The 16,313-nt window shown below is 68.6% G+C and carries 13 protein-coding genes; 5 read left to right on the forward strand and 8 right to left on the reverse strand.

What is annotated here, in order from left to right; translation table 11 throughout:
- Positions 1 to 76 precede the first annotated feature (76 nt).
- From rnfB to N799_RS03235, 3 genes are all read right to left on the reverse strand, one after another.
- Entirely contained in the window at positions 77 to 523 is a 447-nt protein-coding gene (rnfB, locus tag N799_RS03225; protein ID WP_052101171.1) for an Rnf electron transport complex subunit RnfB, read from the reverse strand.
- A 34-nt stretch (positions 524 to 557) separates the two neighbouring features.
- Entirely contained in the window at positions 558 to 2,624 is a 2,067-nt protein-coding gene (metG, locus tag N799_RS03230) for a methionine--tRNA ligase (protein ID WP_036207856.1), read from the reverse strand.
- A gap of 137 nt (positions 2,625 to 2,761) precedes the next feature.
- Complete coding sequence (locus N799_RS03235; protein WP_036207860.1) at positions 2,762 to 3,202, reverse strand: DUF2147 domain-containing protein; 441 nt, start codon at positions 3,200 to 3,202, stop codon at positions 2,762 to 2,764.
- 227 nt (positions 3,203 to 3,429) lie between these two features.
- On the opposite strand from N799_RS03235, the gene apbC reads away from it, so the two are divergent.
- Positions 3,430 to 4,470, forward strand: a complete 1,041-nt coding sequence (gene apbC, locus N799_RS03240; protein ID WP_425476946.1) for an iron-sulfur cluster carrier protein ApbC — start codon at positions 3,430 to 3,432, stop codon at positions 4,468 to 4,470.
- A gap of 83 nt (positions 4,471 to 4,553) precedes the next feature.
- On the forward strand, positions 4,554 to 6,095 hold the full coding sequence (locus N799_RS03245) for a tetratricopeptide repeat-containing sulfotransferase family protein (protein ID WP_338038878.1): 1,542 nt from the start codon (positions 4,554 to 4,556) through the stop codon (positions 6,093 to 6,095).
- Positions 6,096 to 6,174: 79 nt separating this feature from the next.
- Here N799_RS03245 and N799_RS03250 read toward each other — a convergent pair whose 3' ends face one another.
- Positions 6,175 to 9,063, reverse strand: a complete 2,889-nt coding sequence (locus tag N799_RS03250) for a TonB-dependent receptor plug domain-containing protein (protein WP_036207866.1) — start codon at positions 9,061 to 9,063, stop codon at positions 6,175 to 6,177.
- A 354-nt stretch (positions 9,064 to 9,417) separates the two neighbouring features.
- Between N799_RS03250 and dcd the strand changes: the two genes are divergently transcribed.
- The gene (gene dcd, locus N799_RS03255) at positions 9,418 to 10,005 is read left to right on the forward strand and encodes a dCTP deaminase (RefSeq protein WP_036207868.1); all 588 of its coding nucleotides are present in this window, start codon (positions 9,418 to 9,420) and stop codon (positions 10,003 to 10,005) included.
- A gap of 35 nt (positions 10,006 to 10,040) precedes the next feature.
- Here dcd and N799_RS03260 read toward each other — a convergent pair whose 3' ends face one another.
- The gene (locus N799_RS03260) at positions 10,041 to 10,487 is read right to left on the reverse strand and encodes an HIT domain-containing protein (RefSeq protein ID WP_036207870.1); all 447 of its coding nucleotides are present in this window, start codon (positions 10,485 to 10,487) and stop codon (positions 10,041 to 10,043) included.
- Between the two features lie 10 nt (positions 10,488 to 10,497).
- A complete protein-coding gene (locus N799_RS03265) occupies positions 10,498 to 11,163 on the reverse strand; it encodes a dienelactone hydrolase family protein (protein WP_036207873.1) in 666 nt (221 codons plus the stop codon).
- A 152-nt stretch (positions 11,164 to 11,315) separates the two neighbouring features.
- On the opposite strand from N799_RS03265, the gene rimO reads away from it, so the two are divergent.
- Positions 11,316 to 12,689: a 30S ribosomal protein S12 methylthiotransferase RimO gene (gene rimO, locus N799_RS03270; protein ID WP_036207877.1), complete on the forward strand. Its 1,374-nt coding sequence runs from the start codon at positions 11,316 to 11,318 to the stop codon at positions 12,687 to 12,689.
- A 203-nt stretch (positions 12,690 to 12,892) separates the two neighbouring features.
- On the opposite strand, the gene greB is transcribed toward rimO, so the two are convergent.
- On the reverse strand, positions 12,893 to 13,396 hold the full coding sequence (greB, locus tag N799_RS03275) for a transcription elongation factor GreB (protein ID WP_036207881.1): 504 nt from the start codon (positions 13,394 to 13,396) through the stop codon (positions 12,893 to 12,895).
- A 124-nt stretch (positions 13,397 to 13,520) separates the two neighbouring features.
- Between greB and N799_RS03280 the strand changes: the two genes are divergently transcribed.
- Complete coding sequence (locus N799_RS03280) at positions 13,521 to 15,008, forward strand: rhomboid family intramembrane serine protease (protein WP_052101172.1); 1,488 nt, start codon at positions 13,521 to 13,523, stop codon at positions 15,006 to 15,008.
- Between the two features lie 27 nt (positions 15,009 to 15,035).
- On the opposite strand, the gene N799_RS03285 is transcribed toward N799_RS03280, so the two are convergent.
- Entirely contained in the window at positions 15,036 to 16,292 is a 1,257-nt protein-coding gene (locus N799_RS03285; protein ID WP_036207884.1) for a DUF4013 domain-containing protein, read from the reverse strand.
- Positions 16,293 to 16,313: the final 21 nt, after the last annotated feature.

Raw genomic sequence — 16,313 nt, forward strand, 5'->3', positions numbered from 1 at the left:
CGAAGACACAAGCGGCTTCAGCCGCGATCGGCAATCGTGCAGCCGCGGCGGCCGCTGATCGGGGCTGAAGCCGGCCCTAAAGCGGCTGTGCGCCTGACACCATCACGATGCAGTCCACCGGGCACGCGGGTACGCACAGCTCGCAGCCGGTGCACAGCGGCTCGATCACCGTATGCATGTGCTTGGCGCCGCCGATGATGGCGTCGACCGGGCAGGCCTGGATGCACTTGGTGCAGCCGATGCAGTCGTCCTCGACCACCAGCGCGACTTCGCCGGGCCGGTACACGCCACGGCTGCGGTCGTAGGAGCGGGGCGGCCGGCCCAGCAGGGCTGCCAGCGCCAGCGCGCCGTGGTCGCCACCCGGCGGGCAGCGGTCGACGTCGGCCTCGCCGGCGGCCATCGCTTCCGCGTAGGGCCGGCACCCCGCGTACCCGCACTGGCCGCACTGGGTCTGCGGCAACAGGCGGTCGAGGCGTTCGACAAGGTCCTGCATGGTGATGGCGACGGAGCGGTGGTAGTGCATCCGGGCGCGACGGACCCGCCGCCGCGCATGGTCCTCAGCGGACCGGCATGCCGGCCTGCGCGGCGGTATCGGCGTCGAGCAGCGCCAGCGCGCCGGCATCGAAACCGGCCGACAGGATCATCCCCTCGCTCAGGCCGAAGCGCATCTTGCGCGGGGCGAGGTTGGCGATGAACACGACGTTGCGGCCGACCAGCTTTTCCGGCTCCGGGTAGGACGCGCGGATGCCGGAGAAGATCTGCCGCTGGCCGAGTTCGCCGGCGTCGAGCTGGAAACGCAGCAGCTTGTCCGAGCCGTCCACGAACGCGCATTCGAGCACCTTGCCGATGCGCAAGTCGAGCTTGGCGAAGTCGTCGATGCCGATGGTGGCGGGTGCCTCGTCACCGCTCTTAGCCGGTGCGGTGGCCGGCGCGGCCTGAGCCGTTCCCGCAGGGGCGGAGCTGTCGGTCGACTTCATGGATTCCTTGCTTGCTTCGGTCATGGCTTCGATCAGTTTCGGGTCGATACGGGTGAACAGCGGGGTGTAGGTGGCGATGCGGTGGGCGGTCAGCGGCGCGGCGATCGCGTCCCACCCGGCCACCGGGGCATCGAGGAAGGCCTCGGCCTGCGCGGTCACGCGCGGCAGCACCGGCTTGAGCGCGGTGTTGAGCACGCGGAACAGGTTCAGCGCCTGGGTGCAGACCGCCTGCAGCTGCGCGTCGGCGCCGTCCTGCTTGGCGATCACCCACGGCTTGTGCTCGTCGATGTAGCGGTTGGCCTCGTCCGCCAGCGCCATCGTCAGGCGCAGCGCGGCGGCAGCCTCGTTGCGGGCGTAGGCGTCGGCGATCGGCTGCAGTTGCTCGACGAAGCGCGCGTACATCGCCGGGTCCGGCAGCGCGTCGGCCAGGCGGCCGTCGAAGCGCTTGGCGATGAAACCCGCGCTGCGGCTGGCGAGGTTGACGAACTTGCCGACCAGGTCGGAGTTCACCCGGGCGACGAAGTCGGAAAGGTTGAGGTCGACGTCGTCGACGCCGCCGGCGGTCTTGGTGGCGAAGTAGTAGCGCAGCGCCTCGGGGTCGAGGCCGGCGTCGAGGTAGGTGCGCGCCATCACGAAGGTGCCGCGCGACTTCGACATCTTGGCGCCGTCCACGGTCAGGTAGCCGTTGACGTGCAGCCGGGTCGGCGCGCGGAAGCCGGCGCCGTGCAGCACCGCCGGCCAGAACAGGCCGTGGAAGTTGACGATGTCCTTGCCGATGAAGTGGTGCAGCTCGGCCTGGCTGTCACGCGCGAGGTAGCTGAAGAAGTCCAGACCCTCGCGCTCGCACAGCGCCTGGAAGCTCGACAGGTAACCGATCGGCGCGTCGATCCACACGTACAGGTACTTGCCCGGGTGTCCCGGGATCTGGAAGCCGAAGTACGGCGCGTCGCGCGAGATGTCCCAGGCGCGCAGGCCGCCCTCGGCGTCCAGCCATTCGCGCAGCTTGGCCTTGACCCCCGGTGCGGCGACGTCGCCCGCCAGCCACTCGCGCAGGAACGCCTCGAAGTCGCCGACCTCGAAGAAGAAGTGCTCCGACTCGCGCAGTTCCGGCGTCGCGCCGCTGACCACCGAGCGCGGCTCCTTCAGTTCGGTCGGGGCGTAGGTTGCGCCGCAGTGCTCGCAGTTGTCGCCGTACTGGTCGGGCGTGCCGCAGTTGGGGCAGGTGCCCTTGACGAAGCGGTCCGGCAGGAACATGCCCTTGACCGGGTCGTACAGCTGCGCGACCGAGCGGCGCTTGATGTGGCCGTTGTTGTCGAGCTTGGCGTAGATCGCCTCGGTCAGAGCCCTGTTGCGCGGCGAGTTGGTGGAGTCGTAGTGGTCGAAGGCGACGCCGAAGTCGGCGAAGTCGCGCTCGTGGCTGGCCTGGATGCCGGCGATGTAGGCCTCCGGGGTCATCCCGGCCTTCTCGGCGGCGAGCATGATCGGGGTGCCGTGGGTGTCGTCGGCGCAGACGAAATGCGCGGTGTGGCCGGACAGGCGCTGCGCCCGCGCGAAGATGTCGCCCTGGATGTAGCCGACCAGGTGACCCAGGTGCAGCGGGCCGTTGGCGTAGGGCAGGGCGCAGGTGACGACGAGCTCGCGGGACATGGGCGTGGCGTGGCTGGGGTAGCCGGCGATTATCGCATGGGCCGGCCGCCGGCCCGGAGCCGGCGTGCGCGGCGGCCGCAACGAAAACGGCCCGCCAAGTGGCGGGCCGTCGCGTGTCGATGTGCCGGGGCGTGGCGTTACTTGCGCACCCAGGTCTGGGTCTTGCCCAGCAGCGAGAAGCCCATGAAGCCGCGGACCTCGAGCTTGGCGCCACCTTCGACCGGCCGCATCTTCACCGAGTAGACCTTGCCGCTGGCGGGGTCCAGGATCTTGCCGCCCTCCCAGGTGTCGCCGTCGCGGGTCACGCCCCACAGGATCACCATGCCCTCGATCGGCTGGTTCTTGCGGTCGCCGTCGCACTCCTTGCACACCGGGTTGTCGCCCTGGGTCGACTGCAGAACCTCGACCACGCGGCCGGCGAGGCTGCCGTTGCGGGTCTCGTAGATCTCGACGGTGGACTTGGGCTGGTTGGTCTTGTCGTCGATCGTGGTCCAGGTGCCGACCGGCGTCTCCTGCGCGAACACGGAGAACGACAGCGCCAGCAGCGGCAGCGCGAGCAGGGTGGTCAGTTTGCGCATGATTCCTCCGGGGATTCGTGGTCGTTCGTTCGGCGGGCCTCGCGGCGCGGGCCGATCGCGCCCTTTATACCGCATCCGTACGGGCCCGCACCGCCGGTGGACGGGCCGGGGTTCAGCCTCATGAAGCCGGCCCGGCCCCTGACCTGGATCAGGGGGCCGGCGGGCGATCCTGCGACAATGGCGGCACCCCAAGGAGGCCCCACGTGAGCGACCCGCTGCAGAACCGAATCGAAGCCCTTTCCATTCCCGGCACGGCCATCGCCGTCAGCGAAGCCGCGGGGCGCGTCCGGGTGGCGCGTGCCGACGGCGCGGCGGCGGTCTCGATCGAACTGGGCATGCCGGTCGCGGGGCTGCAGGCCGATCTGCAGGAAGTGGTGTCGGCGCTGGTGGCGCAGGAGGGCTTGTCACTGTCGCGGCTGGAGCTCGCCCAGCGGATCACCGCGCACGCGGTCCAGCCCAAGCTGTCGCCGCTGCAGAAGGTGCGCAACATCATCGCGGTCGGTTCCGGCAAGGGCGGGGTCGGGAAGTCGACCACCGCGGTCAACCTCGCCCTGGCGCTTGCGGCCGACGGCGCGCGGGTGGGCGTGCTGGACGCGGACGTGTATGGCCCGAGCGTGCCGATGATGCTCGGTATCAGCGGCCGCCCTGACAGCCCCGACGGCAAGAGCATCGAGCCGATGCGCGCCCACGGCGTGGAGGCGATGTCGATCGGCATGCTGGTCGAACAGGACACGCCGATGATCTGGCGCGGCCCGATGGCCACCGGCGCGCTGACCCAGTTGCTCAACGACACGCGCTGGGGCGACCTCGACTACCTCGTCGTCGACCTGCCGCCCGGCACCGGCGACATCCAGTTGACCCTTGCGCAGAAGATCCCGGTGGCCGGCGCGATCATCGTCACCACCCCGCAGGACGTGGCGACGCTGGACGCGAAGAAGGCGCTGAAGATGTTCGAGAAGGTCGAGGTGCCGGTGCTCGGCCTGGTCGAGAACATGGCGGTGCACGTCTGCAGCAACTGCGGCCACGCCGAGCACGTGTTCGGCGAAGGCGGCGGCCAGCGCATGTCCACCCAGTACGGCGTGCCGCTGCTGGGCAGCCTGCCGCTGGAGCTGGCGATCCGCGAGCAGGGCGACGCCGGCGTGCCGGTGGTGGCGGCGCAGCCGGACTCCGCGGCGGCACAGGCCTACCGGACGGCCGCGCGGCAGGTGGCGGCGGCGTTGGCGACCCGTCCCCGGGTGACGCCGTCGATATCGGCGTCGCTGCTGTAGCGACTCGCCGCCGCGTTAGGATCATCCGATTCCCAAACGTGGTTTCCGGAATGAATGAGCCTGCTCACCAGTATGCGCGAGCGGTGGATGCCCTGAATCGCGGCGACTGGCGCAGCGCCCAGGTGCGGGCGGAAGAGTTGTTGTCCGTTGCCTCCGGCCACGCCGGCGTCCAGTTCGTCGCCGGCGTGGCGGCCCTCCACCTGCAACAGCTGCCGAGGGCGCTGCGCCATCTCGAAGCATCGGTCAGGCTCAATCCCGCCCGCGCGGACTACGCGGCGCAATGGGCGCGCGCGCTGGCGTCCGCGGCGATGACCCGCGAAGCGCTCGAGGTTGCGCGACGGGCGGCGGATCGGAACCCGCGGGACACGATGACCCTCGACACGCTGGGCGTGGTGTTCACCCTCTGCAATGCCCACGAGGACGCGGTGCCGGTCTTCCGGCGGGCGTCGGCGATGAACCCCGACGTTGCGAGCTACCACTTCAATCTCGCAACCTCGCTGAGCATCATCAACCGAATGGAAGAGGCCGAGCAGGAGTACGAGGCCTGCCTGGGCCGCGATCCGAAGTACTGGAAGGCGCACCTTGCGCTCGCCCAACTGCGCCGCCAGAGCGAGGCATCCAACCATCTCGATCGCCTGCGGGCGTTGCACGCGGATGTGGGCGGCGACCACCAGGGCCGGATGTACGTCAACCTTGCATTGGCCAAGGAGCTGGAGGATATCGGCGAGTACCGGCAATCGCTGGAGCATCTCCGGGAAGGGAAACGTGCCGGGAGAGAGGGGCGCGGCTACAGCTTCGAGCGCGATCAGGCGCTGTTCGACGCGCTGGTTGACGCATTCCCGGTCCCGATCGATCCGGTTGAAGGACATGACAGCCAGGAGCCGATCTTCGTGATCGGCATGCCGCGAACCGGTACGACCCTGGTGGATCGGATACTGAGCAGCCATCCGGACGTGCAGAGCGCCGGGGAGTTGCCTAACTTCGGCTTCCTGCTGAAGCGGATGTCGGGCAGTCGGACACCGGCCCTGCTGGATGCCGACACGCTCGCATCCGCGCAGGGCCTCGATCATGCGGCGCTTGGTCGTGCGTACGTGGACAGCACCCGGCCAGGTACCGGCCAGCGCCGGCACTTCGTCGACAAATTGCCCCACAACTTTCTGTATGCCGGACACATTGCCCGGGCCCTGCCGCGGGCACGGATCGTCTGTCTGCGTCGCAATCCGGTCGACACCTGCCTCAGCAATTTCCGGCAGCTGTTCGCGCAGGGGTCCCAGCACTACGACTATTCGTTCGATCTCCTGGATACGGGCCGTTACTTCCTCCAGTTCGAGCGCCTGATGGCGCACTGGAAGCGAGTGCTGCCCGGCCGCATCCTCGAGGTGGATTACGAAGCCCTTGTCGAGCAGCAGGAGCCCGAGACCCGACGGTTGCTGGAGTTCTGCGGGCTGCAGTGGAACGACGCATGCCTGGCGTTTGAACGCAACGCGGCGCCGGTGGCCACAGCCAGCCTTGCCCAGGTTCGGTCGCCGTTGTATCGGACGGCGGTCGGGCGCTGGAAGCGTCACGAAGACCAGCTGGGAGACCTGCTGGGACTGCTTGAGCAGGGCGGCGCAGCCATCCGGTGACCGGGCCCGCGGGGGCCGCGCATGGAAAGGCCCCGCCGAGGCGGGGCCTTTATTTGGCAACGTCAGGTCGATCCGGCGATCACTTGCCGAAGTTGTAACGCGCCTCCACATACATCGAACGACCGTACACGCTGTAGTTCCCGCTGTTGTACGGAGCTCCGCTCGTGCCCGGGAACGTGGCGTCGTAGGGAGGCATCTCGTCGGTGAGGTTGTTCACCAGGAACGACAACTCCAGCGTGTCGAGCGGGCGATAGCTGACACTGGCATTGAAGGTCGTGGTGGAGTCGAGCTTGGCTGCGCCTTCCGCGTCGTAGCCCGAGGTGCTGACCAGGGCGCGGTAGTTGGGCGTCTCACCGATCCAGTTGGCATACAGCGTGGTCGACCACTTGTCGCGGTTCCACGATGCCGACAACGTGGCCCGGTCCGCCGGGTCGCCGCTGTAGTACGGATCGTCGAGGTAGTCCAGCACCGGGTCACCTTCATACACGATGCGGTCATGCTTCAGGATGCGGGTGTAGTTGCCGTCGAAGGAGAAGGTGCCAGCACCGTCGGTCGGCATCACGTAGTTGAAGGCTGCGGTTGCGGCCTGCATCTCGCGCTTGGACACGTTGATCTTCGGGGTGAAGATCTCGACGACGTAGTTGTTGCTGTCCTGACGGGTGACCTGGGACAGCGTCTGCACGCAGGTCGGCGAGTTGATGTCGTCGATGCCCGCGCGGCAGCGGTAGTCCTGCATCATCAGCGCATCAGTGCTCTGCTGCGTGACTTCGTTGTCGATCTCCCAGCTGTAGTAGTCGGCCGTGAAGGACAGGCGGTTGGTCGGCGCCCAGACCACGCCGGCGTTCCACACGTCGGCGTTGATCGGCTCCAGGTCCACGTTGCCCGCCTGGGTACCGAACACCTGCCGGCTGGAGAACTGCGACGGGCACGCGTCGATCTGCGCCGGATCGGCCGGGTCATACCCGGCTTCACTGCACAGGTAGTAGTCGGTCACGAACGTGTAGAAGCCGCTGCGTCCCTGGAACTGGTCGGACAGCGTCGGCGCGCGGAACGCGGTGCCGTACTTGCCTCGCAGCATCAGGCTCTCGAGCGGACGGAACTCGACACCCAGGCTGTAGGTCGACTTGCTCAGTGTGCTGCCGCCGTCGGGCGAGAACGAGTCATAGCGTCCCGACCCGGTGACCGTCAGCATGTCGACGATCGGCATGCGCAGCTCGGCGGTCGCCGCATAGCGGTCGCGCTCGCCACCGCCGGCCACCGCCGTGGTGCCCCAGATCGAACCATCGAGATAGCGGGGATCCGGATCGTAGTTCCAGGTCTGCCGACCGCTTTCCAGTGCGATAGCGACACCGGCGTCGCCGCCGGGCAGCGAGAACAGCGAACTGTTGGTCACCTGTGCCCGGACCATCGCATCGGTGGTCTTGCTGCGACTGGTCGCATAGCCGGTGAAGCTGGCGAAGTCTTCCGCGGAGATGGGCTGGTAGAAGGCACCATAATCCGGGGTAAATACCGGATAAGCGCCGAAGTACGGATCCCAACCCTGTTGCGGACCCAGTACCCGGTCCTGGAAGTAGTCGTTGATGGCATCGGCCCAGCGGACAAAACCCTTCTCTTCCAGCTCGTAGCGCGTGTAGGTGCCACCGAAGTCGTAACTCCAGTCCGAGTCCCCGAAGTAGCCGTTGACGCCCAGCGCCGTCTGGTATGCGTCGCTCTGGTCGAAGCTCATCGAGTTGCGGAAACCCTCCGGCCCCATGTCCTCGGGGGCGAAGGCGCGCTGCAGGTTGATCAGGCCGTCCACGTCGGGGTCGTAGTAGTAACCCCACTTCACACCGGTGCCCCACCAGGTGTAGTTGGAACCGATGTGATAGCCGACCTCCTCGGTGCTGTAGAGAAGATCGGCATACAGCTGTGCGTTGTCGTTGAAGTCCCAGGTCACGTGGCCGACGAACTGGGCGGCTTCCTTCTCGTTGAGGATGGTGCGGTAGCCGGGCGTGAAGAACGAACCGCAGTATTCACCGGAACCAGGACGCACCTGCGGACCTTCAGTGCCGCCGAAGAAGTGGTCGACGTTGGAACACTCCGCGGCTTCCGGGGGCAGGTCGACGTAACCGAAGTTGCCGAAGCGGAACTGGCTGATGCCCTTGTAGCCGTACACCAGGAAGTCGCGGCTCGCGATCGGGGGCGAGGCGCCATTGGTATTGAACTGCCTTGTGAGGTCGCGCTGGTAGGCCCAGATCGGGTCGCGCTGCTCGAACTGCACGCCCATCAGGCCGTTCAGGCGCCCACCAATGGCCGAGAAACCATCGGCGATGCTGGCCCGGAAGCTCGAGCCGCCGCCATCCGAGTACCAGCCGCCGCGGACGCCAATGCTCGTGCCATCGGTGCGCTTCTTGAGCTTGATGTTGATGACGCCGGCGATCGCGTCCGAACCGTAAAGCGAGGATTGACCACCCGGCAGGATCTCGATCGTTTCGACCAGGTCGATCGGGATGTTGCTGATGTTGTTGAACGTGTCGCTGCCGTTGTACAGGGCCGGGAAGTTGGCCATCGGGCGGCCGTCGATCAGGTACTTGGTGTAGCCCGGATCAAGGCCGAACATGCCGATGGTCTCGGCGCCCTGGGTGAACGACGCGGAGCTCTGCGCGCCCTGGGTACCGCCGGTGGAGACCGCGTTTTCCTGCAGGACTTCGGCGACCGAGGTGAAGCCGCGGGAACGAATGTCCTCCGCGGTGATGGTCATGACGGGCGAGAAGGTCTCGATTTCCGTCTGCGGGATCAGGGAGCCGGTCACCAGGACCCGGTCAAGATTGGTGGCGCGCGACTCCGCCGTCTGGGAGGTGCTGTCCTCCGCTTCCGTACTCGTATCGGTGTCCTGTGCCATCACCCCGGTGGACACCGGTATCACCAAAGCCGCAATCAGGGCTGCACTCAAACGGCTGCGCTGCAGCCGGGAACTCTTAACTGCCATTCTGGATCCCCAAAGTTGAGCGTGCGCGTGTATCGGCATTCCGTTGCCAGCGACGCACGAAATGTCAAGTCTCCCTCCGGACGGCTCGACCTTAACATGGCATTAATGAGGTTGTCACAGTTCCGCTGGAGGCCTTGATTCCAGAGGCTTTCAGCTGGGTCGGGGCGTGTTCTGACACGGCCCTTCCCAAGGCCTGGCGACGCGGGAAGGCCCGTGCGCCAGGCGGGTGTCCCGGGTGCGATCGGGTTGATCTGTTTCAGGTGGGTCAGGGTGCCGTTGCGGGCCGCATTCCCTACAATCGCGGGTCCTGCCAGCGGCGCGGATCCGTGCCGGGCACAGCCTTCCGGGAGCCGCATGAGCATCAAATCCGACCGCTGGATCCGTCGCATGGCCGAGCAGCACGGCATGATCGAGCCGTACGAGCCGGGTCAGGTGAAGTTCGCCGACAAGGGCGGGGCCGAGGGGCAGCGGATCGTCAGTTACGGCACGTCCAGCTACGGTTACGACGTGCGGTGCTCGCGCGAGTTCAAGGTGTTCACCAACATCAACTCGACGATCGTCGACCCCAAGCACTTCGACCCGGGAAGCTTCGTCGACGTCGAGGCGGACGAGTGCATCATCCCGCCGAACTCGTTCGCGCTGGCGCGCACGGTGGAGTATTTCCGGATCCCGCGCGACACGCTGGTGGTGTGCCTGGGCAAGAGCACCTACGCGCGCTGCGGGATCATCGTCAACGTGACGCCGCTGGAGCCGGAGTGGGAGGGCCACGTGACGCTGGAGTTCTCCAACACCACGCCGCTGCCGGCGCGCATCTACGCCAACGAGGGCGTGGCGCAGATGCTGTTCTTCCAGGCCGCGGCCGACGATGTCTGCGAGACGTCCTACAAGGACCGCGGCGGCAAGTACCAGGGCCAGCGTGGCGTGACCTTGCCGCGGACCTGACTGCAAGCGTCAGTGCACCACGCGGCGACGCGTCGTCAGGCCGTGCCGGTCGCCTTGCCCAGCGCGGCCTGCAGCGCCGCGACTCGCTCCACCAGCATCTCGGCCGAATAGGGCCGCGCCGTGGCCGAGCCCCAGACGGGCCGCGGCCACGCGATGTCGTCGCGGAAGCGGGCGATCACGTGGATGTGCAGCTGCGGGACCATGTTGCCCAGCGCCGCGACGTTGAGCTTGTCGGGCTTGAACAGTGCCTGCAGCGCCCGGCTGACGGTGGTTATCTCCGCCGACAGCTCGGCTTGGCCGGCGGGATCAAGATCGATCCACTCGATGGCGCCTTCCACGCGCGGCACGAGGATCAGCCACGGGTGGTTGGCATCGTCCATCAGTCGCAGTTCGCTCAGGCCGAGGTGGGCGACCGGGTGGGTGTCGGCGGCGAGTTGCGGGTGCAGTTCCCAGCCGGATGCGGGCGGGCGGCGCGGGTTCATGGCGGGGGCCTCATCGCAGGTTGTCGGTGAAGAACGTGGTGGTGCGTTCCCACGCGATCGCGGCGGATTCGGGGGCGAAATCCTGCCCGCGCAGTTCGCAGTTGAAACCGTGGCCGGCGGGGTAGACGTGGATGGTCGCGCCGGGGTGTTTCTCACGATGCAGCGCGACGTCCGCCGGCGGAATGATCGTGTCGTGCTCGCCGAAGTGGAACAGCATCGGTGCGCGCAGCGGTTCGTCCAGGAACGGCACGCTGCGCCCGCCGTAGTAACTCACCGCCGGCAGCCCGAGCCGGGTGTTGGCCAGCATCGCCAGGGTGCCGCCCCAGCAGAACCCGACCGTCCCGGTGCGCAGGCCTTCCGCCTGCAGCGAGTGGGCCGCGGCGCCGACCAGGTCGACCGCCCGGTCGAAGCCCAGTTTCGCCGTCAGCGCGCGGCCCCGGTTGATGCCGGCGCGGTCGTAGTCGAGTTCGACACCGCGCTCGACCGGGTCGAACAGCGCCGGGGCGAGGGCGAGGAAACCGGCGTCCGCGAAGCGGGCGGCCACGTCGCGGATGTGGCTGTTCAGGCCGAAGATTTCCTGCACCACGACCACCGCGCCGCGGGAAGGACCGGCGGGTTCACAACGCCAGCCGCGGATGGGGCCGTGCGGGGTTTCGAGGTCGATCCAGCGGTTCATCGCGATTCCGTTCAGTTGCGGGCCGGGAACGGCTCCGGCCAGTCTAGCCCCGGGGGCTATAATCCGCGCCCGCCCGCGCCGATCGCGCCCCGCCCGTGAAGGGCACGGGGCGCGTCGTGCTTGCCGGCTCCATCCGCACACCCCGGTACCCCATGTCCATCCAGTCCGCCCCGTCCAGCAATCCCAAAGTCGGCTTCGTCAGCCTCGGCTGCCCCAAGGCGCTGGTCGACTCCGAGCGCATCCTTACCCAGCTGCGGGTCGAGGGCTACGACCTGGTACCGACCTACGACGACGCCGACGTGGTGGTGGTCAACACCTGCGGCTTCATCGACTCGGCGGTGGCCGAATCGCTCGACGCGATCGGCGAGGCGATGGCCGAGAACGGCAAGGTCATCGTGACCGGCTGCCTGGGCAAGCGCGAGGAGGTGATCCGCGAGGCGCACCCGGGCGTGCTGTCGATCAGCGGGCCGCAGGACTACGAGAGCGTGCTGGGCGCGGTGCACAAGGCGCTGCCGCCCAAGCACGATCCGTTCACCAGTCTCGTCCCGCGTCGGCCTCTCGAGGCCGACACAGACACGGTCGGCATCAAGCTGACGCCGAAGCACTACGCCTACCTGAAGATTTCAGAGGGCTGCAACCACCGCTGCAGCTTCTGCATCATCCCGTCGATGCGTGGCGACCTGGTCTCGCGTCCGGTCGACCAGGTCCTGCGCGAGGCCGAGAAGCTCGCGCTGAACGGCGTGCGCGAACTGCTGGTGATCTCGCAGGACACCTCGGCCTACGGCGTCGACCTGCGCTACGCCGAGCGCGAGTGGCGCGGCAAGGCGTACCAGACCCGCATGAAGGCGCTGTGCGAGGGCCTCGGCGAGCTCGGCCTGTGGACGCGGTTGCACTACGTCTACCCGTACCCGCACGTGGACGACGTCATCCCGCTGATGGCGGAAGGGAAGATCCTTCCGTACCTCGACATCCCGTTCCAGCACGCCAGCCCGCGCGTGCTGAAGCTGATGAAACGCCCCGGTGCGGTCGACAAGACGCTGGAGCGCATCCAGCGCTGGCGCGCGATCGCGCCCGACATCACCATCCGCTCGACCTTCATCGTCGGCTTCCCGGGCGAGACCGAGGCGGAGTTCGAGGAGTTGCTCGACTTCCTCGACGAGGCGCAGCTCGACCGTGTCGGTGCGTTCGCCTATTCGCCGGTGGAGGGCGCGAAGGCCAACGAGCTGCCCGATCCGGTGCCGGAGGAGGTCAAGCAGGAGCGGCTGGCGCGCTTCATGGAGCGGCAGGCGGCGATCAGCGAGGCCAAGCTCGAAGCCAAGGTCGGCACGGTGCAGCGCTGCATCGTCGACGCGGTCGACGGCGAGCTGGCGATCGCGCGGTCGATGGCGGATGCGCCGGAGATCGACGGCCTGGTGCAGATCCAGAACGGCTATTTCGCAGGCCTGAAGCCGGGCGATTTCTGCGACGTCGAGATCATGGGCAGCGACGAGCACGACCTGTTCGGCGAGGTGGTGTTCGGCGACTAGCCGCGGGAGCGGAGCCGCCGCCGCGTCGGACGCAGGAGCTGCGTTCGCGTGGTAGGAGTGACGTAAGTCGCGACCCGCCGAAGTTGTCCGGAGAGGACGCCGGCAGGATGCGGCGATGGCACGAGGCGGATTCAGGAAGCATCGCCGTTCGCCGACCCTCCACCGCCCCCGCAGGGGCGTGCCGGTCGCGACTTACGTCGCTCCTACACGGGATAACCGACGTCCACGATCGCGAACCGCCGCGCGCCACCCGGCAACTCCGCCTCGAACTCGTCATCCAGCCGCTTCTTCAGCATCGCCCGCGCCAGCGGTGAGTCGATGCTGATCCAGCCGGCCTTGGCGTCGGTCTCGTCGGGGCCGACGATGCGGTAGCGGCGGGTGTCGCCGCTGTCCACGTCCTCCACCTCGACCGTCGCGCCGAAGAACACCGCGGCCGGGTCGGCGGGTGCCTCGTCGACCACGCGCAGCGCCGGCACGCGCTTGCTGAGGTAGCGCACGCGGCGGTCGATTTCGCCCAGCTGCTTCTTGCGGTAGGTGTACTCGGCGTTCTCCGAGCGGTCGCCCTCGGCCGCGGCGGCGGCGAGGGCCTTCACCACTTCCGGCCGCTTGACCCGCCACAGCTCGTCGAGTTCGGCCTTGAGGCGTTCGTGGCCGGCGCGGGTGATCAGCGCGGTGCTCTTTTCTGCGGGGGGACGCCAGCGGCCCATCGGTACTTCCGGTGTGTTCGAACGGGGCTTATGCCCCAGCCGCGGCGGGCATTCAAGCCGCGCGTGCTTGCGCCGCGGGCGCGGGATCGCCGAGTCTTGCGCGCAACCGACACGGACGCCACCCATGCTGATCCTGCCCCTGCATCGCCCGATCAACCGCGCCACCTTCCCGGTGGTCACCGTGCTGCTGATCATCGTCAACGTGCTGGTGTTCTTCGGCTGGCAGGCCGGCGACGACGCGGCGATGCAGCGCGCGAGCCACCACTACGTCGCCAGCGGGCTGGCAGGGCTGGAGGTCCCGGCCTACGAGCGGCACCTGGTCGAGACATCGCAGGTCGACGTGCTGGAGGAGTTTCGCGGCGTTCCCGACGGCATCCGTGGCGATTACGTCGCCCAGCGCACCTTCACCGACGTCGCCTTCCTCGACGCCCTGCGCAGCGGCGCGTTGTTCGACGACGCGGCGACGCTGGAGGCATGGCGGCCGTTGCGCGCGGACTACGACGCCGAACTCGGCGAAGTGTTCACCCTGCGCCACATGCTGCGCAGCTCCGAGGTCGATCCGTGGCGGATGCTCGCCGCGGCGTTCCTGCACGGCGGGGTGATGCACCTGGTCGGCAACATGCTGTTCCTGCTGGCGCTGGGGTTGCTGGTGGAGGGTGCGCTCGGGCCGGGGCGCTACCTCGCGCTGTACCTGCTGGGAGCGGTCGGGTCGAGCGCGTTCTCGTTGATGTGGCGCTGGGGCGAGGTCGGTGGCGGGCTCGGCGCGTCGGGCGCGGTGGCGGCGCTGATGGGCGCGTTCTGCGTGGTCTGGGGGCGCCAGCCGGTGCGGTTCTTCTACTGGCTGTGGGTGGTGTTCGACTACGTGCGCGCCCCGGCGATCCTGCTGCTGCCGGCGTGGCTGGGCTGGGAGGTGCTGAACCTCAACCTCAACGGCGACAGCAACGTCGGTTTCGACGCGCATATCGGCGGGTTGCTCGCCGGCGCGCTGATGGGCGCGGTGCTGGTGGCCACGGGGCAGGTGCGGCAGTCCTTCATCCGCGACGACGGCGGGGTGGCGGTGGATGACCGGCTGGCGCGCGCGCAGGCCTCCATCGGCCGCATGCAGCTGGTGGAGGCGGACAGCCTGCTGGAGGAGCTGGCGCGCGAGCAGCCCGGAAGCTTCGAGATCAAGCTGCTGCGCTACCGCGTTGCACGCAACGGTGGCCGGGTGGCGGCCACGGCGGAGCGCGCGGCCGACGTGCTCGCGGCCGTTGCGCCCGATGCCGACGCGATCCGGGCGCAGGGCGACGTGCTGGCCGAGCTGCACGGCACCCCCCTCGCGCCGGCGATGGGCGATCGCCTGCGGCTGGCCGGGCGCTGGCTTGAGGCGGGCGCGCTGGACACGGTCGAGGCCGCGCTGAAGCCGGTGGCCGGTGACGACGGGGCCGAGACTGCGGCGCGGTTGTGGTTCCAACTGGCGCTGGCCCGGCGCGATCGCCACCAGGACGACGCCCACCGGCGCGCGTTGAGCCAGCTGGTCGAGCGATACCCGGCCCAGCCGCAGGCGGCGAAGGCGCGGTTCCTGCTGGGCGAGCCGGAGCCCGTGGACGGAGCGACGCAGCCGGCCACCTGAGCGGGCCGCGTCGCCCGCCCTCGACCGTCAGGCGGTGACCGGAACCTGCACGGCCTTCAGCGCGGCTTCGATCTTCGCCTGCAGCGCTTCGTCCTCGCAGCGCTCCAGCGCCTGTTCCAGCAGCGCGCGGGCCTCGTCGTCGCGGCCGCTGCGGTCGACCAGGAGCAATGCCGCGTCCAGACCCCAGCGCGGCGCGTCGGGGTGGCGCGGGTGCGCCTTCAGCAAAGCGCGGAGCGTGTCGGCCGCCAGTTGGCCTTGGCCGGCGAGGCGGGCGCGTTCGGCCAGCTGGCGGCCGTGCTCGACCTGTGCCGGGGCGAAGTCCGGGTCGGCGTCCAGCGTCTCGCGCAGCAGGCCCAGCGCACGCCGGTCCTGGCGCTCCAGCATCAGCAGGTTGAGGTACTGGCCGGCGTGTTCAGCCAGCGCCGCGGTGTTGCCGGACTGGCGCAGCAGGCGGTGGTAGAGCTCGTGCACGTCCAGGCTGACCGCGCGGCTGCGGGTCTCGGCGCGCAGCAGTTCCAGCGCCGTGTCGAGGTGGCCTTCGCGCACGTGGGCCTCGGCCTCGCCGAGCAGGTCGGCATCAGGCGCGTGGCGCGACGGCAGGCCGGCCGCGCCCGTGGGCTCGTAGCCCAGCGCCTCGTGGTACTGGTAGATCAGGTAGCCCATCAGGTGGAAGGCGGCGAACAGACCCCAGAACGACACCGCGGTCACCGCCAGCTCGGCCAGCACCGGCGGCATCCACAGCGCCAGCCATACGCTCGCGGTCAGCGCGCTGGCCTGGATCACGAACAGCAGGCCGAATACCGCCAGGTACGGCCAGCCGATCCGGCTGACAATCTCGAACGGCGTGGACGGATTGAGTGCGTGCGACAGGCTGCCGTCCATCGCCAGCGACATCACGCAGCCCGGCTGCAGGAAGGTCACCAACGCCAGCACCGCCAGCCCGATGATCGGCCCGCCGATCAACAGCGCCGCCACCACCACCACGATGAAGACCAGCTGCATCGCCACCAGCCGCAGCACCACGCCGTCGCCGGTGCCGATCACCACCTCCGGCGCCTCCATCCGGCCATCGGCGGTGGTGCGCAGGATCTCGAACGCGAACTTGTAGGCGCCGATCCAGACCAGCAGCGAAATGATCCAGCCGACGACCGGGATCAGCCCGAGCAGGCTGGCCAGTGTGAGCACGACCAGGCTGGCGAGCGCGGCGCCGCGGAAGGGGTAGAGGGTGATCGCGCGCAGGCGGTGCCAGAACGGCTCCGGCGTGTGGGTCTGGATGGACGACATCGGCTTCGCTCCCTGAACAAG

Origin of the sequence: Lysobacter arseniciresistens ZS79 (genome assembly GCF_000768335.1) — a bacterium.
Taxonomy (GTDB): domain Bacteria; phylum Pseudomonadota; class Gammaproteobacteria; order Xanthomonadales; family Xanthomonadaceae; genus Novilysobacter; species Novilysobacter arseniciresistens.